The organism is Streptomyces sp. NPDC032126 (assembly GCF_055580085.1).
The window spans coordinates 1,292,191-1,310,130 of record NZ_JBVIMA010000001.1; the positions used below are offsets into that span (position 1 = coordinate 1,292,191).

20 protein-coding genes are annotated in these 17,940 nt (G+C 73.4%); 12 read left to right on the forward strand and 8 right to left on the reverse strand.

Going from position 1 to position 17,940, the window contains the following annotated elements:
- Positions 1-6: 6 nt before the first annotated feature.
- The 3 genes from ACZ5NW_RS05455 to ACZ5NW_RS05465 all read right to left on the reverse strand — a co-directional run bounded on the left by ACZ5NW_RS05455 (position 7) and on the right by ACZ5NW_RS05465 (position 2,714).
- Entirely contained in the window at positions 7-1,245 is a 1,239-nt protein-coding gene (locus tag ACZ5NW_RS05455; RefSeq protein WP_468742389.1) for a DUF4032 domain-containing protein, read from the reverse strand.
- Positions 1,246-1,255: 10 nt separating this feature from the next.
- Positions 1,256-2,002, reverse strand: coding sequence for an MBL fold metallo-hydrolase (locus tag ACZ5NW_RS05460; RefSeq protein WP_468742390.1), 747 nt, complete (start codon positions 2,000-2,002; stop codon positions 1,256-1,258).
- Between the two features lie 79 nt (positions 2,003-2,081).
- A complete protein-coding gene (locus tag ACZ5NW_RS05465; RefSeq protein ID WP_468742391.1) occupies positions 2,082-2,714 on the reverse strand; it encodes an alpha-ketoglutarate-dependent dioxygenase AlkB in 633 nt (210 codons plus the stop codon).
- Between the two features lie 118 nt (positions 2,715-2,832).
- Here ACZ5NW_RS05465 and ACZ5NW_RS05470 point away from each other — a divergent pair, with 118 nt between their 5' ends.
- Positions 2,833-3,459 (forward strand): TetR/AcrR family transcriptional regulator, encoded by a 627-nt coding sequence (locus ACZ5NW_RS05470; RefSeq protein WP_468742392.1) that lies wholly within the window; start codon positions 2,833-2,835, stop codon positions 3,457-3,459.
- 17 nt (positions 3,460-3,476) lie between these two features.
- A complete protein-coding gene (locus ACZ5NW_RS05475) occupies positions 3,477-5,150 on the forward strand; it encodes an FAD-binding dehydrogenase (protein WP_468742993.1) in 1,674 nt (557 codons plus the stop codon).
- A gap of 308 nt (positions 5,151-5,458) precedes the next feature.
- Here the strand turns inward: ACZ5NW_RS05475 and ACZ5NW_RS05480 are convergent, their stop codons facing one another.
- Positions 5,459-5,830, reverse strand: coding sequence for a DUF488 domain-containing protein (locus ACZ5NW_RS05480; RefSeq protein WP_468742393.1), 372 nt, complete (start codon positions 5,828-5,830; stop codon positions 5,459-5,461).
- Positions 5,831-5,996: 166 nt separating this feature from the next.
- On the opposite strand from ACZ5NW_RS05480, the gene ACZ5NW_RS05485 reads away from it, so the two are divergent.
- The 4 genes from ACZ5NW_RS05485 to ACZ5NW_RS05500 all read left to right on the forward strand — a co-directional run bounded on the left by ACZ5NW_RS05485 (position 5,997) and on the right by ACZ5NW_RS05500 (position 10,767).
- Complete coding sequence (locus tag ACZ5NW_RS05485; protein WP_468742394.1) at positions 5,997-7,379, forward strand: M1 family metallopeptidase; 1,383 nt, start codon at positions 5,997-5,999, stop codon at positions 7,377-7,379.
- Positions 7,380-7,420: 41 nt separating this feature from the next.
- A complete protein-coding gene (locus ACZ5NW_RS05490) occupies positions 7,421-8,161 on the forward strand; it encodes a hypothetical protein (RefSeq protein WP_468742395.1) in 741 nt (246 codons plus the stop codon).
- Between the two features lie 78 nt (positions 8,162-8,239).
- A complete protein-coding gene (locus ACZ5NW_RS05495; RefSeq protein ID WP_468742396.1) occupies positions 8,240-8,935 on the forward strand; it encodes a response regulator transcription factor in 696 nt (231 codons plus the stop codon).
- Complete coding sequence (locus ACZ5NW_RS05500) at positions 8,932-10,767, forward strand: sensor histidine kinase (protein WP_468742397.1); 1,836 nt, start codon at positions 8,932-8,934, stop codon at positions 10,765-10,767. Before ACZ5NW_RS05495 ends, ACZ5NW_RS05500 begins: the two co-directional genes overlap by 4 nt.
- Positions 10,768-10,783: 16 nt before the next feature.
- On the opposite strand, the gene ACZ5NW_RS05505 is transcribed toward ACZ5NW_RS05500, so the two are convergent.
- Positions 10,784-12,001 (reverse strand): saccharopine dehydrogenase family protein, encoded by a 1,218-nt coding sequence (locus ACZ5NW_RS05505; protein ID WP_468742398.1) that lies wholly within the window; start codon positions 11,999-12,001, stop codon positions 10,784-10,786.
- 139 nt (positions 12,002-12,140) lie between these two features.
- Between ACZ5NW_RS05505 and ACZ5NW_RS05510 the strand changes: the two genes are divergently transcribed.
- Positions 12,141-12,857 (forward strand): TetR/AcrR family transcriptional regulator, encoded by a 717-nt coding sequence (locus tag ACZ5NW_RS05510; protein ID WP_468742399.1) that lies wholly within the window; start codon positions 12,141-12,143, stop codon positions 12,855-12,857.
- A 74-nt stretch (positions 12,858-12,931) separates the two neighbouring features.
- On the opposite strand, the gene ACZ5NW_RS05515 is transcribed toward ACZ5NW_RS05510, so the two are convergent.
- Positions 12,932-13,846, reverse strand: coding sequence for a LysR family transcriptional regulator ArgP (locus ACZ5NW_RS05515; RefSeq protein ID WP_468742400.1), 915 nt, complete (start codon positions 13,844-13,846; stop codon positions 12,932-12,934).
- A gap of 66 nt (positions 13,847-13,912) precedes the next feature.
- On the opposite strand from ACZ5NW_RS05515, the gene ACZ5NW_RS05520 reads away from it, so the two are divergent.
- A complete protein-coding gene (locus ACZ5NW_RS05520; RefSeq protein ID WP_468742401.1) occupies positions 13,913-14,530 on the forward strand; it encodes a LysE/ArgO family amino acid transporter in 618 nt (205 codons plus the stop codon).
- Positions 14,531-14,553: 23 nt separating this feature from the next.
- Here ACZ5NW_RS05520 and ACZ5NW_RS05525 read toward each other — a convergent pair whose 3' ends face one another.
- Both ACZ5NW_RS05525 and ACZ5NW_RS05530 read right to left on the reverse strand, forming a co-directional pair.
- Complete coding sequence (locus ACZ5NW_RS05525; protein WP_468742402.1) at positions 14,554-15,009, reverse strand: cyclic nucleotide-binding domain-containing protein; 456 nt, start codon at positions 15,007-15,009, stop codon at positions 14,554-14,556.
- Between the two features lie 297 nt (positions 15,010-15,306).
- Positions 15,307-15,528, reverse strand: a complete 222-nt coding sequence (locus ACZ5NW_RS05530) for a hypothetical protein (protein ID WP_468742403.1) — start codon at positions 15,526-15,528, stop codon at positions 15,307-15,309.
- A gap of 112 nt (positions 15,529-15,640) precedes the next feature.
- On the opposite strand from ACZ5NW_RS05530, the gene ACZ5NW_RS05535 reads away from it, so the two are divergent.
- The 4 genes from ACZ5NW_RS05535 (at position 15,641) to ACZ5NW_RS05550 (ending at position 17,911) form a co-directional block, all read left to right on the forward strand.
- Complete coding sequence (locus tag ACZ5NW_RS05535) at positions 15,641-16,081, forward strand: ATP-binding protein (protein WP_468742404.1); 441 nt, start codon at positions 15,641-15,643, stop codon at positions 16,079-16,081.
- 174 nt (positions 16,082-16,255) lie between these two features.
- Positions 16,256-17,161 (forward strand): SigB/SigF/SigG family RNA polymerase sigma factor, encoded by a 906-nt coding sequence (locus ACZ5NW_RS05540; protein ID WP_468742405.1) that lies wholly within the window; start codon positions 16,256-16,258, stop codon positions 17,159-17,161.
- Positions 17,158-17,427: a DUF5133 domain-containing protein gene (locus ACZ5NW_RS05545; protein WP_468742406.1), complete on the forward strand. Its 270-nt coding sequence runs from the start codon at positions 17,158-17,160 to the stop codon at positions 17,425-17,427. Before ACZ5NW_RS05540 ends, ACZ5NW_RS05545 begins: the two co-directional genes overlap by 4 nt.
- Before the next feature lie 52 nt (positions 17,428-17,479).
- A complete protein-coding gene (locus ACZ5NW_RS05550; RefSeq protein ID WP_468742407.1) occupies positions 17,480-17,911 on the forward strand; it encodes a hypothetical protein in 432 nt (143 codons plus the stop codon).
- Positions 17,912-17,940: the final 29 nt, after the last annotated feature.

Here is a 17,940-nt window from a genome sequence, read left to right on the forward strand (position 1 = left end):
CCGGGGTCACTCCCCGGGGACGGTCGGCTCCAGGGACTCGCGCGCCTTGGGCAGGATGTTCTCGATGTAGTCCGCCACGGCCGTGTCCAGCCCGATGTCGTGCTGAGCGTGCTCGGAGAGGTACCAGCGGTGCTCCAGGAGCTCGTGGTAGATCTCCGCCGGGTCCATCGCGCCGCGCAGGTCGAGGGGGACGGCCCGCACGGTGGGCCGGAACACGTCCCGCACCCAGCGGTGGGCGAGCACCTCGGGCCGGGCGGCGAGGGGGTCCCCGGGCGCGTAGTCGTCCTGGGTGGCCATCCAGCTCTCCAGGTCGTTCAGCAGCCGCCGGGCCTGGTTCTCCTCGGTGTCCAGGCCGGTCAGCCGCAGCAACTGGCGCTGGTGGTGGCCCGCGTCGACGACCTTCGGCACGAAGGTGACGGTGTCCCCGTTGGAGGAGTGCTCGATCTGCATCTCGGCCACGTCGAAGCCGAGGTCGTTGAGGCGGCGTATGCGGCGCTCGATGTAGTGGTACTTGCCGGCCGGGTAGACGGAGGTGCGGGTCAGCTCCTTCCACAGCCCGCCGTAGCGGGCGCAGATCTCCCTGCCGAACTCGATCGGGTCCACGGACGGGTGCAGCGCCCCGGACGCCTCCAGGTCGAGCAGCTCGCCGCTGATGTTGACGCGCGCGAGATCGAGGTCGTAGTCGCGCTGGCCGTCGCTCAGCCGGGGGTGCAGGTCGCCGGTCTCCGCGTCGACGAGATAGGCGGCGTAGGCGCCCGCGTCGCGCCGGAAGAGGGTGTTGGACAGCGAGCAGTCGCCCCACGCGAAGCCGGCCAGGTGCAGCCGCACCAGCAGGGCGGCGAGGGCGTCCATCAGACGGTGCATGGTGGCGGGCCGCATCGTCGTCTCGAACATCGAGCGGTACGGCATCGAGCCGCCCAGGTGCCGGGTGACGAGCACCGGCTCCAGCGGTTCACCGGCGGTGTCGGCGCGGCCGGTGACCACGGCGAGCGGGTCGACGGCCGGGATGCCGAGCCGGTCGAGGTCGCGCAGCAGCTCGTACTCGCGCAGGGCGGGGCGCTCGGCGAGCTCCTTGACGGCGATGACCTCCTCGCCCGCGCGGGCGTAGCGCACCACGTGGCGGGAGATGCCGCGCGGCAGCGGGACGAGGACGTCCTCCGGCCACTCCTCCAGGGGCAGATGCCACGGCAGCTCCAGCAGGAGGGCCGGGTGCTCCGGGTTGGTGGCGTTGATCTGCAGGGCCATGGCCCGAACTCTAGGCGGCGAGCTCCCTGGCGCGGAGCGCGGCCTCACGGACCGGACCGCGGTGCACGGGGCCGTGGCCCGGCAGCATCACGTCCGCGTCCAGCCCGTCGAACAGCGCGAGGGAGGCGAGCGCGCGTTCGCGCTCGTGGTGGAACATGTCGAGCAGCAGCTGGGGTCCCTCGACGGGGGACGTCGGATGGCCGCTGACCAGGGCGTCGCCGGAGAGCACCACGCCGGCGTCGGGCAGGTGGAAGGCGCAGTGGCCGAGGGTGTGTCCGGGGGTGTGCACGGGCACGGGCCGTCCCGGCAGGTCGAGGGCGCCCGTGGTGGGGAAGGGCGCCGGATCGGCGACGGGCACCTTCGCGGTCCCGCCGGACCGGATCGCGTGCACCGCCCATGGGAGCACGCCGGGCCGCAATCCGTTCCGCAGGACCGCCCCGACGGTCACCTGGTGCAGGAACTCCCGGCGGGCGTGCGGGACTTCGGCCTCGTGCAGATAGACCGGCGTGCCGTACGAGGCCCGCAGGAACTCGGCCGAGCCGAGGTGGTCGTTGTGCGCGTGGGTGATCAGCACCGCCGTCACCGCCTCCGGTGAACTCCCTACCTGCGCGAGGGAGGCGAGCAGCAGCTCGCGATCGCCCGGGTACCCGGTGTCGACGAGGGTGACGGCGTCCCCCTCGGTGAGGATCACCCAGTTGGTGTTGCTCCCGTGCACCAGGTGGATGCCGTCGGCGACGTGCTGCACATCTGCCCGCATGTTCGTCCCATGGGTGTGGTCGGCGATTGTCGGGGACAGCAAACCAGACGGCGCCCGGTGGGGCAGCGGGGGGCCGCCGTCAGCGCACGCCGCGTGGCCGGAACTGGACGCTGACGCGCGGGCCGGCGGCTCGGGTCGTCTTCGGGATGCTGTGCTCCCAGGTCCGCTGGCAGGAGCCGCCCATCACGATGAGGTCGCCGTGCCCCAGCGGGCGCCGCACGGTGTGGCCGCCGCCGTGCGCGGGGCGCAGCAGCAGATCGCGGGGCTCGCCGACCGACAGGATCGCGACCATGGTGTCCTCACGGGATCCCCGCCCGATCCGGTCGCCGTGCCAGGCCACGCTGTCCCGCCCGTCGCGGTAGTAGCACAGTCCCGAGGTCACGAAGGGCTCACCCAGCTCGTCGGCGTAGTGCGCGGACAGCTCCCTGCGGGCCTCCTCCAGCACCGGGTGGGGCAGCGTGTCGTCCGCGTCGTAGAAGGCCAGCAGGCGCGGTACGGCGACGACGTTGTCGTACATCTTCCGGCGCTCCGCGCGCCACGGGACCTCGCTGACCAGGTGTTCGAAGAGCGCGTCCGAGCCGGTCAGCCAGCCCGGGAGCACGTCGATCCAGGCGCCCGCCCCGAGGTGGGTGCGGCCGAGGCCGGCCAGGGGGCCGAGGCGTGGTTCCTCGGTCTGGTCGAAGAGGGAGCCCTGGAGGTGGTGCGCGGTCATGGGTCCAGCGTACGCCGCAATCGAAAATATGTTCGTCGATGGGGGCGGGAGGGTCTCATCCCGGCTCTTTCGATACATCGATGTATCCGATACATTCGCGTATCAAACGGAGGTGCCCATGGTCGTGCAGCAGACGACAGGACGCGTCACCCGGCGGCGGGTCCGCACACGGGCCAACCTGCTCGACGCCGCCTTCGCCGTGTTCGCGGCCAAGGGCTTCGGGCGGGTCTCCATCGAGGAGGTCTGCGAGGCCGCCGGCTACAGCCGGGGCGCCTTCTACTCCAACTTCGACAGCCTCGACGAGCTGTTCTTCGCGCTCTACCGGGAGCGCGCCGAGCTGATCGCCCGGCAGGTCGCCGACGCCCTCGCCGGCGACGGTCCCGACCTCGACGTACCGGCCTCCGTCGACCGCGTCACCGAGGTGCTGCTCCTCGACCGGGACTGGCTGCTGGTGAAGACGGACTTCCTGGTGCACGCCGCCCGCCACCCGGACGTGGCCGAGACGCTGCTGGAGCACCGGGCCAGGCTGCGCGAGGCCATCGCCGACCGGCTGGCCCGGGCCCGCGGCCACACCGCCCTGCCCGCCGTCCTCGGCGACACCGACTCCGCCGCCCACGCGGTGGTCGCCGCCTACGACGGGGTCACCACCCAGCTGCTGCTCGACAAGGACGTGGCGGGCGCCCGCGCCTGGCTGGGGCAACTGCTCACCGCGCTGCTGACCGACGGCAGCGGCCAACCCGAATGAGAAAGGCAACGGTCGCCATGGACGCGGACGTCATCGTCGTCGGAGCGGGCCTCGCGGGCCTCGTCGCGGCGCACGAACTCACCAGCAGGGGCAGGCGGGTCGCCCTGGTCGACCAGGAGAACGCCGCCAACCTCGGCGGACAGGCGTTCTGGTCCTTCGGCGGGCTCTTCCTCGTCGACTCCCCGGAGCAGCGCCGCCTCGGCGTCAAGGACTCCTTCGACCTCGCCTGGAGCGACTGGCAGGGCAGCGCCCGGTTCGACCGCGTCGACGACGAGGACTCCTGGGCGGTGCGCTGGGCGCGCGCCTACGTCGAGTGGGCGGCGGGGGAGAAGCGGGACTGGCTCACCGGGCACGGGATCTCCTTCGTGCCGACCGTCGGTTGGGCCGAGCGCGGCGATCTGCGCGCCGACGGTCATGGCAACTCCGTGCCCCGCTTCCATGTCGCCTGGGGCACCGGCACCGGCGTCGTCGAGCCCTTCGTCCGCTACGCCCGACAGGCCGCCAAGGACGGGCTGCTCACCTTCCACCACCGCCACCGGGTGGACGAGCTGGTCATGGAGGGCGGCGCCGCCCGCGGCGTGCGCGGCACGGTCCTCGCCCCCGACGACGCGCCGCGCGGCGTCGCCTCCAACCGCGAGCGGATCGGTGACTTCGAGCTGACCGCCCAGGCCGTGGTGGTCAGCAGCGGCGGCATCGGCGCCAACCACGACATCGTCCGCCGCTACTGGCCCGAACGCCTCGGCACCCCGCCCGCCGAGATGGTCACCGGCGTCCCCGCCTACGTCGACGGCCGGATGCTCGACATCAGCGCGGAGGCGGGGGCCCGCCTGGTCAACCGCGACCGGATGTGGCACTACACGGAGGGCATCCAGAACTGGGACCCCATCTGGCCCGGCCACGGCATCCGCATCCTGCCCGGCCCGTCCTCCCTGTGGTTCGACGCCCTGGGCCGCCGGCTGCCCGACCCGTGCCTGCCGGGCTACGACACCCTGAGCACCCTCAAGTACCTGCGCACCACCGAGGACATCGCCGGATACGGCCACTCCTGGTTCGTCCTCAGCCAGAAGATCGTCGAGAAGGAGTTCGCGCTCTCCGGATCCGAGCAGAACCCCGACATCACCGCCAAGGACAAGAAGGCCGTGCTGCGCGACCGGCTCCTCGGCAAGGGTGCGCCCGCGCCGGTGCGGGCGTTCCTCGACCGGGGTGCGGACTTCGTGATCGCCGACACCCTGGAGCGGCTCGTCGAGAAGATGAACGGACTCACCGACAAGCCGCTGCTGGACGCCGCGACGATCCGCCGTCAGATCGAGGCCCGTGACCTGCAGATGGCCAACCCCTACAGCAAGGACGCCCAGGTGCAGGGCATCCGCAACGCCCGCCGCTACATCGGCGACCGCCTCGGCCGGGTCGCCACCCCGCACCGCCTCCTCGACCCGGCGGCCGGCCCGCTGATCGGTGTCAAACTGCACGTCCTGACCCGCAAGACCCTCGGCGGCATCCAGACCGACCTCGACTCCCGCGCCCTCGGCGTCGACGGACAGCCCGTCGAGGGCCTGTACGCGGCCGGCGAGGTCGCCGGCTTCGGCGGCGGCGGGGTGCACGGCTACAACGCGCTGGAGGGCACCTTCCTCGGCGGCTGCCTCTTCTCCGGCCGCGCGGCGGGCCGAGCGGCGGCGAGCCGGACGAGCTGAGGCCCTCCGGGCGAGCGGCGGGGGAGTGGAAGGGCGAAGGGAGGGCGCGTCGGCGGGGCGGACCGGCACCGCACCGGCCGACTGCACCGGGCGACCGGCCCGCCGGGCGTGCGGCGGGAGATCGGCGGTGTGGAGAGCGTGGCGGGAGCTGCTCCGGGCGGCCTGGCGAGTGGCGGGGTGGACCGGCGGGCCCAGCCCGGTCGGCGCACCGGGACGGCCGGCCGTCGGGCATCGGGCCCTGCCCCGGGCCGGCCGCGCCGCAACGCCTCGTCACCCCCGCTCCCGGCACCCCTGACCCCGTCACGCCGTCACCCGGCCACCCCGCCCCCTCCCTCCCCCAGAAGCCGAACCAGCACTGTTGCGTGGCTCTGTTCGGGGGTCTTGGAGGCGGTCAGGAGCGTCACCTCTCCCTGCCTCGCCAACTCCCGGACCCGGTCGAGGAGTTCGGTCGCCTCGGGGGTGGCCAGCTCCGCCTCGTAGCGGCGGGCGAACTCCTCGTACGAGCCCTCGCCCGCGTGGTACCAGCGGCGCAGCTCGGTCGACGGGGTGAGGCCCTTGGGCCACTCGTCCACGCGGGCCGCTTCCTTGGCCAGGCCGCGCGGCCACAGCCGGTCGACCAGGACGCGCACACCGTCGTCGGGCTCGGGCGGATCGTAGACACGGCGCACACGGACACTCACGGGGCGGCCTCTCTCCCGGCGGCAGGGGTCCGGGGGAGCGTACTGCCGCCCGCCGCGCGGACCGGCGGACGGCGCGGCCGGACTTGACCTGAACGAGGGCGATTCAGCGGCAACCGGTCTCTACCCTGAGGAGGTTGATCACCACGCCACCCCCCAAGGAGCGCACGTGACCCACCTCCGCAGACTGGCGGTCGCACCGCTGACCGTCGCTGCCCTGGCGCTGACCGCGTCACCCGCCGCCGCCGGCCCCGTCGGCACGTCCGGCGCGGGCGACCCCTACTTCCCGCTCGCCGGCAACGGCGGATACCACGTCGCCCACTACGACCTGACACTCCGTTACGACCCAGCCACCCGGCACCTCGACGGCAGAGCGGTCCTCATCGCCCGCGCCACCCAGCCCCTCACCCGCTTCGACCTCGACCTCAAGGGCCTGAAGGTCACCGGCGTGACCGTCGACCACGCCCCGGCCGCCCACCGGCGCGACGGCCAGGAACTCGTCGTCACCCCGCGCCAGCCCCTGAGCAAGGGCCGGTTCTTCCGCGTCGTCGTCACCTACAACGGCACCCCCGCCCCCGTCACCGACCCGGACGGCTCGCCCGACGGCTGGATCCCCACCGACGACGGCGCCTTCGTCGCGGGCGAACCCCAGGGCGCCATGACCTGGTTCCCCGCCAACAACCACCCCACCGACAAGTCCGCGTACGACTTCACCATCACCGTCCCCCAGGGCCGCACCGCCGTCGCCAACGGCGTCCTCGTCGCACAGCGCACCAGCCACGGCACGACCACCTTCCGCTGGCACCAGCCCGAGCCCATGGCCGCCTACCTCGCCACCGCAACCGTCGGCACCTTCCAGGTCCGGCGCACCACCACCCGCGACGGCATCCAGATCTACGACGCCGTCGACCCCCGCGAGGCCCGTGCCGCCGCACCCGTGCTCCAGCAGCTTCCCTCCGTACTGGAGTGGGAGAGCAAGCTCTTCGGCCGCTACCCCTTCCGCGCCGCCGGATCGATCGTCGACCGCGCCCCGAACGTCGGATACGCCCTGGAGACCCAGAGCCGCCCCGTCTACGACAGCGCCCCCGACCTGAGCACCCTCGTCCACGAGAACGCCCACCAGTGGTTCGGCGACTCCGTCTCCCTCACCACCTGGAAGGACATCTGGCTCAACGAGGGCTTCGCCACCTACGCCGAGTGGCTCTACGACGAGCAGCACGGCGGCGACAGCGCCCAGAAGACCTTCGACGCGCTCTACGCCCGCCCCGCGACCGACGGCCTGTGGGCCTACCCGCCCGGCGACCCCGGCAGCGGCGCCCGCATCTTCGGCACACCCGTCTACGCCCGCGGCGCCATGGCCCTGCACGCCCTGCGCACCGCCGTCGGTGACCCGGCCTTCCTGCGCGTCCTGCGCGCCTGGGCGCAGCAGCACCGCCACGGCAACGGCACCACCGCCGACTTCCGCGCGCTCGCCGAGCGGGAGTCCGGCAAGGACCTGGGCACGCTGTTCCAGACCTGGCTGTACCAGCAGGGCAAGCCGAACCGGGCGTAGAACCTGACGAGTTCCTCACATGTGTCGGCCAAGGTCGACCCATGATCACGCGCCGTCCCCGTGTCGCACTGCTCGCCGCGTCCCTCCTGCTCACCGGATGCGGCGGCGGTGCCGCGGCCTCCGCCCCCACGGACACGGACATGGACACGGTCGCGCCGAGCGCCCCCGCCCCCGTGGTCGAGGCGCGGACGGCGCCGCGGCGGATACCCGGCCTCGGGCCGAAGACCTGGGCCCAGGTGCCCGAGAAGTCGTGGCAGGTCGTCGTGGTGACCGGCCGCGACAAGGACTCCCCGCTCTCCACGGTCGTCCTGTACCGGCGCACCGAGACCGGCTGGCAGGCCGGGCAGAGCTGGCCCGCGCACAACGCGCTGCACGGCTGGAGCGACCACCACATGGCCGGCGACCTGCGCTCACCCATCGGCGTCTACGGCCTCACCGACGCCGGCGGCCTGCTGCGCGACCCCGGCACGAAACTGCCGTACGACCACGGCATCGGCTTCACCGCCCACGGCACCGGAGTCGGCGGCGAGCCGCTGGCCGGCTCCTTCGACTACGTGATCGCCGTCGACTACAACCGCGTACCGGGCACCACGCCGCTCGACTGGACCCGCCCGATGGGCGCGCGGCGCGGCGGCGGGATCTGGCTGCACGTCGACCACGGCGGGCCCACCCAGGGATGCGTGAGCATCGCCGCGTCGCGCATGAAAGAGCTGCTGCGCACCCTCGACCCCGCACTACGGCCGGTCGTCGTCATGGGCGACCATGCCTCTCTGGGCCGCTGACGGACTCTTCGGTCCACCGAGAAAGAGCGGACTCTTCGGTCCACCGTGAAAGAAGCGAGAAGGAGGGGGAGCCGCCGCGTGTGCGCACATGTACTCGTCGCCGAGGACGACGCGATGCAGGCCGAACTCATCCGCCGCACCCTCATCGCCGAGGGCCACACCGCCACCGTCGTCCACGACGGGCCCGCCGCGCTCGACGCGGCCCGCCGCCTCGGACCCGACCTCGTCGTCCTCGACGTGATGCTGCCCGGCCTGGACGGCTTCGAGGTGTGCCGGGCGCTGCGCCGCGACGACGACCTGCCCGTGCTGATGCTCACCGCGCGCACCGCCGAGGACGACCTCCTGCTCGGCCTCGACCTCGGCGCCGACGACTACATGACCAAGCCGTACAGCCCGCGCGAGCTGATGGCCCGCATCCGCACGGTGCTGCGGCGCGGCGGACGGGACGCGGCACGGCGCGACGACCCCGTGGTGCGCGCCGCGGGCCTCGCCGTCGACCCGGAGCGGCACGAGGTGCGGTGCGACGGCACGCCGGTGGAGTGCACACCGGCCGAGTTCCAGATCCTGCTCGCCCTCGTCGGCGAACCCGAACGGGTCTTCACCCGGCGGCAGTTGCTGCACCGCACCCGCGGCTTCGACCGGGCCTCCACCGAACGGGCCGTCGACGTCCACATCATGAACCTGCGCCGCAAGATCGAGGCCGACCCGCGCCGGCCGGTGCGGCTGCTCACCGTCTTCGGCGTCGGCTACAAGCTCAGCGGCGGCCGTCCGTGAACCGCATCCCCCTGCGCAAGCGGCTGCTGCTGCGACTGCTGGTCGCCTCCGTCCTGATCGCCGTGTGCTCGGTCGCCGCGACCGCCTGGCTGGCGGTGGAGACCACCACCCGCGCCCTGAAGGCGGAACAGGGACAGGCCCTCGCCGACGACATGGACATCCTCGCCCGGCTCAGCGGCTACGCCGCCACCCACCCCGACTGGAAAGGCGTCGGCGCCACCGTCCGGGCCCTGTCCGCGAGAACCGGCCGGCGCATCGCCCTGACCACCACCGACCGCACTCCGATCGCCGACTCCGCCCCGCCGGGCACCGACCTCCCGCCGCACGCCGCCGCCACCGTCGACCCCCTGCACACCGACACCTCCACCGAACGCGGCGCCCAGCGCAGCGGCATCGACCCCCGAGCCGTCGGCCCCTACCGACTCCCGGCCGCCGAACGCACCCGGCTGGAGGAGCTGGCCCGCGTACGCCAGAAGTGCTTCGCCCGCTTCGACCTGCAGACCACCATCGTCCGCACCCCGAGCGGCCGCCCCGTGCTCACCGACGACAACGGCTCCGTCGAGAGCGGATACGTCCCGGACGCGTGCGCCGACGGCAAGCTCAACGAGCCGACCGCCACGGAGCAGAAGGCCCTCAACGCCCTCCAGGAGCTCGCCCACGGCTGTCTGAGCGGGCTCGGATTCGGCGAGGACTTCGCACAACTCCCCCTGTTCCTGCTGGTCGACCTGACCGGCGGCAGAGGGTTCACCCCGGCGGTCACCGCGAAGTTCGCCCGGGGCGACGCCAAGGCGCTGCGGTCGGCGCAGCGGTGCCTCGACGACGCCCGGCGCGCCCAGCTCGACCCCTCTGTCGCGCCGGTCGCGGAGCTGTTCCTCGGCGGCGGCGCGAGCGGTGGCACCTCCCGCTTCGACATGTCCCCGGCCAACAAGGCGAAGGTCGTCGGCGCGGCCGGCCTGGTGCTCGCCGTCACCGTCGCCGTGACCGCCGTCGTCGCCACCCGTCTCGTACGGCCCCTGCGCGCCCTGACGGTGGCCGCGCAGCAGCCGCCGCAGACGCACGCGCGGGTGCCCGTCACCACCCGCGACGAGACCGGGATCCTCGCGGAGGCGTTCAACGACCTCGCCGAGCGCCGCGAACGCCTGGAAGCCCAGCGCAAGGCGCTGGTCAGCGACATCGCCCACGAGCTGCGCAGCCCGCTCACCAACATCCGCGGCTGGCTGGAGGTCACCCGCGACGGCCTCGTCGAGCCCGACACCGCCCTGCTGACCGCGCTGCACGAGGAGGCCCTGCTCCTGCAGCGCGTCATCGACGACCTGCGCGACCTCGCCGACGCCGACGCCGGGACCCTGCGGCTGCACCGGGAACCCGTGGCCGCCGACGACCTGATCGCCCAGGTCGCCGCCGCCCACCGGGTCGCCGCCGACACCGCGGGCGTCGCCCTGCGCGCGGAGGCGGACGGCACCCCGTGGCTGGACGCCGACCCGGTCCGGCTGCGGCAGGCGCTCGGCAACCTCGTCACCAACGCCGTGCGGCACACCCCGCCCGGCGGCACGGTCACCCTGATCGCCCGGCGCGACGGCGAGCAGGTCGTCCTGGCGGTCGCCGACACCGGCACCGGCATCGCCGCCGAGGACCTGCCGCGTGTCTTCGACCGCTTCTGGCGCGCCGAGAAGTCCCGCAGCCGCCGCACCGGGGGCAGCGGCCTCGGCCTGGCGATCGTCCGCCAGCTGATCGCCGCGCACGGCGGCACGGCCGAGGCCGCCAGCGAGCCCGGCACCGGCAGCGTCTTCACCCTGCGCCTGCCCCCGGCCGGGCCACCCGAGGACACCTGACGTCGGTCCCGCGCGGTCACTGCTCCCGAAGGCCCCACGGCGAGCCGTACTCGGTCAGCAGGTCCAGGAACGGGCGGGCCGGGAACGCCTCGGGGCCCAGCACGCCGGCGCCGCTCCACGCGCGCGTGGCGAGGAGTTCCAGGGCGACGACCGGGTTGATGGCGGTCTGCCAGACGACCGCCTGACTGCCGTACTCCGCCATGGACCACTCGTTGTCGACGACGTGGTAGAGATACACCTCGCGCGGCGCGCCGTCCTTCACGCCCCGCACCCAGGTGCCCGCGCACGTCTTGCCGCGCATCCGCTCGCCGAGCGTCGCCGGGTCGGGCAGACAGGCGGCGACCACGTCGCGCGGCGAGACCGCCACCGGCCCGTCCGCGCCGGGCACGGTCACCGGGGCGGTGCGGTCCAGCTCCAGACGGTGCAGCGTCTTCAGCGTGTCGACGAAGTCCCGGCCCAGCCCGTACTTGAACGTGACCCGGCGCGCGTCCACCCAGCGGGGGACGAGCAGCACCTCCTCGTGCTCGACGTTGACGCACTCGACCGGGCCGATGCCCTCCGGGAAGTCGAACACCTCCGGCTCGCTGAAGGGCTCGGTGGTGAACCAGCCGCGTCCGGCCTCGTAGACCACCGGAGGGTTCAGGCACTCCTCGATCGTGGTCCAGATGCTGAAGGACGGCGCGAAGTCCAGGCCGTCGACGGTCAGGTTGGCGCCGTCGCGGACGCCGATCTCCTCGATCTCGTCGAAGAGTTCGTCCGCGGCGTACCGGGCGAAGACGTCCGACAGGCCCGGCTCCACGCCCATGCCGACGAGGGCGAGCGCCCCGGCCGCCTCCCACTCGGCGGCCTGCGCGAACTGCGCGTCGCCGAGCTTGACCCCGCACTCCTCGTAGGGGCGCTGGGCGTGCGGCCGGGACAGGGACATCGCCATGTCGACGTAGGTGGCGCCGGCCGTGCGCGCCGCGCGGAACAGCGGCATCACGAAGCGCGGGTCGGTCGCGTTGAGCAGCACGTCGCAGCGGTGCCGGGCCAGCAGCTCCGTCACCGCGGCCTCGTCACCGGCGTCGACGCGTCCGGCCGTGAACCGGTCGTCGCCGTCCAGCGCCGCGACGGCCGCGGCCGCGCGGGCCGGGTCGTAGTCGGCGACCACCATGGCCTCGAAGAACGGCCGCCGGGCCGCGATCCGGGTGATGGCGGTGCCCACGCCGCCGGCTCCCACGAGCAGTACACGCATGACGGAACTCCTTGTCGATCTACACATGTATCGACTTGTCGGTGAATGCGATGGCGCGCCTCGCGGTGGATACAACCCGCCCCCGGCACGTAAGGTCAATGGCGTTGGCATAAGAGCGGGCGAGCGTGCGGGAGGCGTCGTGCCGAAACCGGTCGTGCCCGAGGAGAAGCGGCGCCGGCGCCGGCCCACCAAGAGCGGCACCGTGCTGTCCGAGCGGCTGATCGTGGACACCGCCCTGCGGCTGCTGCGCGAGCACGGCAGCACCGGCCTCACCGCCCGCCGTCTGGGCCTGGCCCTCGACTGCGACCCCAGCACCCTGTACCGCTACTTCCGGGGCATGGACGAGCTGACGCTGGCCATCGGTGACGCGCTCATCGGACAGGCGCTGCGCGGCTGGGAGCCGACCGGCGGATGGCGGGCGGATCTGCACGCCATCGGGCTGCGCATCCACGCCGCGTACGTCGCCCATCCGCAGGCGGCCCAGCTCACCGCGAGCCGGGTCACCGGCCGGGCGAACGAACTGGCCGCCGACGAGACGGTGCTGGACGTGCTGCGCGGGGCCGGCTTCCCGCTGGCGGACACCGTGCGCATCTACCACGCCTTCATCGACCAGACCCTGGCCTTCGCCGCCCTCGACGCGGCCTCCCTCGCGCTGCCCCGGGCCTCCCAGCGCGCCGACGAGGCCATGTGGCGCTCGACCTACGCCCGCCTCCCCGCCGCGACCCACCCGAGGATCGCCGAGGCGGCCCCGCTCCTGACGACCCGCATGTTGACCAGCGCCTATCCGACGGCCCTGACGATGCTCCTGGACAGCGCGGAGACGCGCCTGGCGCAGGTACGGGCGGGGGAGTCGTAGTCCGGTTCAGCCGAAGGCGTCCGTCACGCGGTCCGAGCGGCAGCCCTGGACGTCGGAGCGACGCCGCGGCGCGCTCACCCGCCCAGCTCCTCGGCGGCGGTAGCCGCCACCGCCTCGGCCACGGCCGCCAGCGCGGGGGAGTCCAGCTTCCACTGCTGCCAGTACAGCGGAACGTCCATCGGCCGCTCCGGCGCCAGGGACACCAGCCGGCCCCGGCGCAGCAGCTCGCCCGCCTGGACCTCCGGCACCATGCCCCACCCGAGCCCGGCGGCGACCGCGTCCACGAAGCCCTCCGAGGTCGGTACGGCGTGTCGCACCGCTGCGGCGCCGGCCCGGCCCTGCCGCAGCCGCCGTACGAACGCGTCCTGGAGGTCGTCCGACCGGTCGAAGGTCACGACGGGCGCGTCGGCCAGCGTCTCGTCCAGCGGCCCGTCGAGATGGCGCGCGACGAACTCAGGGGTCGCCGCCGCGACGTACCGCATCGGTCCCAGGCGCCGCACCGAACAGCCCGTCACCGCCTCCGCCGAGGAGGTCACCGCGGCCATCACCACTCCCTCCCGCAGGAGTTCGGCGGTGCGCGTCTCGTCCTCGCGATGCAGTTCGAAGCAGAGCGGCGGCTCGCGCGGGACGCGGGTGAGGGCGGGCAGGAACCAGGTGGCCAGCGAGTCCGCATTCACCGCGATCGACACCCGGGTCGCCTCGCCCGCGCCCCGCATGCCCAGCTCGGCCCGCGTGTCGCGCTCCAGCCGGGCCAGCTGGCGGGCGAACCGTACGACGATCTCGCCGGACTCGGTCGGCCGCACCGGCTTGGTGCGCAGCAGCAGGACCCGGCCGGTGCGCTGCTCCAGCGCCTTCACGCGCTGGCTGACCGCCGAGGGGGTGAGGTGCAGCGCGGCCGCCGCCGCGTCGAACGTGCCCTCGTCGACCACCGCCAGCAGCGTCCGCACCTGGTCGAGGGGGAGGTCCGGCATGCCCGCGCTTGTCTTCATGTGCGCTAATGATACGTAAGAATGTTTAGCTGTACCGGCACTGATCCGCTCTCTAGCGTGGACGGCATGTCCAACGCTCTCACCGCCGCGGCGGCCGGTTTCGGCACCGGTCTGTCGCTCATCGTCGCCATCGGCGCCCAGAACGCCTTCGTCCTGCGTCAGGGGATCCGCCGCGACGCCGTCCTCGCCGTCGTCGGGATCTGCGCCCTGTCCGACGCCCTGCTCATCGCCCTCGGCGTGGGCGGGGTGGGCGCGCTGGTGGTGACCTGGCCGGGGGCGCTGACGGCGGTCGGCTGGATCGGCGGCGCGTTCCTGCTCTGCTACGGCGCGCTCGCCGCCCGCCGGGTGCTGCGGCCGGGCGGCGAGGCGCTGCGGGCGGACGGCGAGGCGGCGGGCTCGCGCCGCCGGGCCGTGCTCACCTGTCTCGCGATGACCTGGCTCAACCCGCACGTCTACCTGGACACCGTCTTCCTGCTCGGCTCGATCGCCGCCGACCGCGGCCCGCTGCGCTGGACCTTCGGGCTCGGCGCCGCGCTCGCCAGCGTCTGCTGGTTCGCCGCCCTCGGCTTCGGCGCCCGGCTGCTCGGCCGCTTCCTGGCCCGGCCCGCCGCCTGGCGCGCGCTGGACGGACTGGTCGCGACGACGATGATCGCCCTCGGCGTCACCCTCATCGCCGGAAGCTGAGCCCGCCCGGGAGGGGGCGGGGGTCAGATCACGCCCCGCCGGTTCATGCCGTACTGCTCCATGAGTTTGCCGCGGGTCATCTCCAGCCGGTGGGCGAGGATCTCGGCCACGATCCGCACCAGCGACATGCCGAGTGCGGGATCCTCCTCGCACAGCTTGAGCACGGCCCGCGCCTCGAACTCGTAGGCGCGTACGGGGCTGAAGGCCTCCGCGCCGAAGTCCCACTGGTACGGCGGGAAGAGCCAGGACCAGCCGAGCAGGTCCCCGGCGGCGAGGCTGGCGACGGTGACCTTCTGCAGGGAGGTGACGCGCTGGTCCAGGGAGACCGAGCCGGAGCGGATGACCCAGAACCGGTCGGCCGTGCCGCCGGCCTCGAAGATGCGGGCGTCCTCCGGGAAGGACACCTCCTGGGCGAGGGTCATCAGGCGCTGGCGCTGCGGCGGGGGCAGAGCGGTCAGGAGTTTGGTCGCTTTGGTCATGGCGCGGGGCTCCTCGCCGGGGGTGGGGTGGGGGTGCTTTCCCTATGCCCATTTCAGCCGCTGCCACCGCACCGGGCACCTCGGCGGCGGGGGTTTCGCCGGGAAGGTGGTTTTCGGACAGTTCGGGAGACCATGCCCGGACAGAGAAATGCCCTGGCTGGACGGGGGAAGCCAGCCAGGGCCGCTGTGGGTGGCGTGCGGGGGAGGCGGACCGTCGACCCCGTTCACCAGGTATGGATGAACCGTAAACCATTCAGGGAGCTCATGCGTACACAGAAGCCGGTCACGTGACCTGTTTCACTCGGCGTCCTGCTCCTGGGCGGGCTCCGGACCATGCCGGCCGGGGGTCAGGATCTCGTCCAGGGTGCGAACCACCGCCTCGTAGGCCAGCTGCCGGACGCGGGCCTCCGCGAGACCGGAGTCCGCGCGGGCGCGCCACGCTCTCAGCTCCTCGCGAGCGCACGCCCTGGCGCGCTGGATACGCCGCAGCAGTTCGTCCGAGTACACGACATCGGGCATGTCCCACGCGTACCCCGATCCGGCCGGGAGATGACCCCCGACAGGTTTGAGCGGGGCGGCAGGGGCGAGCCGAACAGTGTGGCCCATCGCACGAGCCGAGGAGCGAGAGAGGATGTCCAGCGAGCCCACGTTCCACCCCGTCGGCGCGCCCGGCTGCCCGCGGCAGCGCGGGCGCGGGCCCTGCCGTCCGGCCGACGTCCGCCGCGCGGTACAGCGCGTGGTCACCGGACGATGCGGGGCGACCGGACCGCCGTACGACGAGGAAGCCCTCGGCGACGCGCTGCTCGTCGCCTCGGAGCTCACGACCAACGCCATCCTGCACGGCGGCGGCGTCACGGAGTACGACGTCGACCTCGACGGACCGGCCGTGCGGGTGTCGGTCTGCGACCGCAGCGACCGCTTGCCGGTCGTCCTCGACCCGCTCGACGAACGCACGGGGCGCCGCACCGGTGGCCGGGGCTGGCCGATCGTCTGCCGCCTGGCCCGCGAGGTGCGCGTCGCCGACCTGCCGTCCGGCGGCAAACGCATCACCGCCGTCGTCCCGCTCCTCTGAAGCCCGCGCGCGGCGGGGCGTTTGGCCCCGCGAGGGAGGGGCAGACGCACATTCGTGCTTCGGACCGGAGGCGCGCCGACGGGAGTATCGAGCTGCCCGGGGCCCCGCACGACCGGCACCGATCCCTCCCGCGGTAGTCCCTGAACCCCTCCCTTGCTCAGGAAGCGGAACCGTATGACTGCCGACTTGTCGACCCACGGAACCGACACCGATCGCACCGCGCCCCGCCGGCGCCCGCACGACGACGCCCCGGACACCGGCGCCGCGTTCGCCCGGCTGGCCGCGCTGGACGAAGGACCCGAGCGGGACACCCTGCGCGAAGAACTGGTCACCGCCTGGCTGCCCATGGCCCACCGGATCGCCGGCCGCTTCCGCGACCGCGGCGAGTCCATCGAGGACCTGCGGCAGGTCGCGGCCCTCGGCCTGGTCAAGGCCGTGGACCGCTTCGACCCGTCCCGCGGCGCCTTCGAGAGCTACGCCGTGCCCACGATCACCGGCGAGATCAAGCGGCACTTCAGGGACCGCATGTGGGCCCTGCGGGTGCCGCGCCGCGTCCAGGAACTGCGCACCAAGGTACGGCTCGCCCGCCGCGAGCTCAGCCAGCGCCCCGGCGCCCCCGAGCCGTCCGTCGCCGACCTCGCCGCGCACACCGGACTCACCGAGGAGGAGGTCGGCGCGGGCCTGGAGGCGCTGGACAGTTTCAGCACCCTCTCCCTGGACGCCGAGTTCCCGGCCGGCGAGGACGGTCACAGCCTCGCCGACACCCTCGGTGACACCGACGGCTCCTTCGACGTCGTCGTGGACCGCGAGTCCGCCAAGCAGTGCCTGCGCCGGCTGCCCGAGCGCGAACGGGCCATCCTGTACATGCGCTTCTTCGAGGACATGACCCAGAGCCGCATCGCCGACCGCCTCGGCATCTCCCAGATGCACGTCTCCCGGCTGATCAGCCGCAGTTGCGCCCGGGTCCGCGAGGAGGCCCTCGGTGGCGGCCACCCCGACACCCCGCGTACGGCCCCTCGTACGAGCTCCCGCACCCCCGGCCGTACCGCCCGCCGAAGCCGACGAGGAGCGAACCGATGATGAGGCCCAGCCCCGCCGTGCTGCGCAGGCTTCTCGCGGAATACGAGGAGCTGACGGTACAGCGGACGACACGAGAACCAACCGCCGAGGCTCCCGGAAGAGCGGCCCGGCGGATCCGCCGGGCCCAGGACCTGGCCTACACCCTGTGCGTGTCCACCGGCACCCGCGACGTGGCGGACGCCCTGGTCATCGCCCGCAGCTGGCTGGACCAGGGCGGCACGGCACCCCCCGAGGGGACCGCGGCCGGCCCCCGCGTCCCCGTGTGAGCGTGTACGCCCTCGCGCGTGTACGCCCGAGTCAGGGAGGAACCCGTAACGGATGACGGAATCCCCGAACCCGCCGGACGGACGCCCCGTGGACCTGTACCTCGATCGCCTGCGCGGACGCATGGACGGCGACGACTACCGGCTTCTGCTCAGGGTCGTCGAGCCGGCTCTGCGCACCCTGGACGAGCGGCCGGCGGACGCCCTCGACCTCGTCCTGGACCCCAGCGACACGGAGCCCCTGCCGCAGGAGGTCCGCGACGAGGCCGCCCTCGTCATCGCCACCGCCGTCACCGGGCGCCTGGACAACCGGCTCGTCGAACTGGACATCGAGGAGACCGGCCCGGTGAGGGTGGTGACCGACGCGGCCACCGCCGACGACCCGGAGCGGCTCGCGGCCATCGCCGACTACATCCGCCGGCGCCACCACGACACCGAGGAACTCCGCGGCATCGCCGAGGCGAGCGGCCTGCCATCGGACTTCTGACCCGACCTTCGGGGCTCGGCGACCTCCCG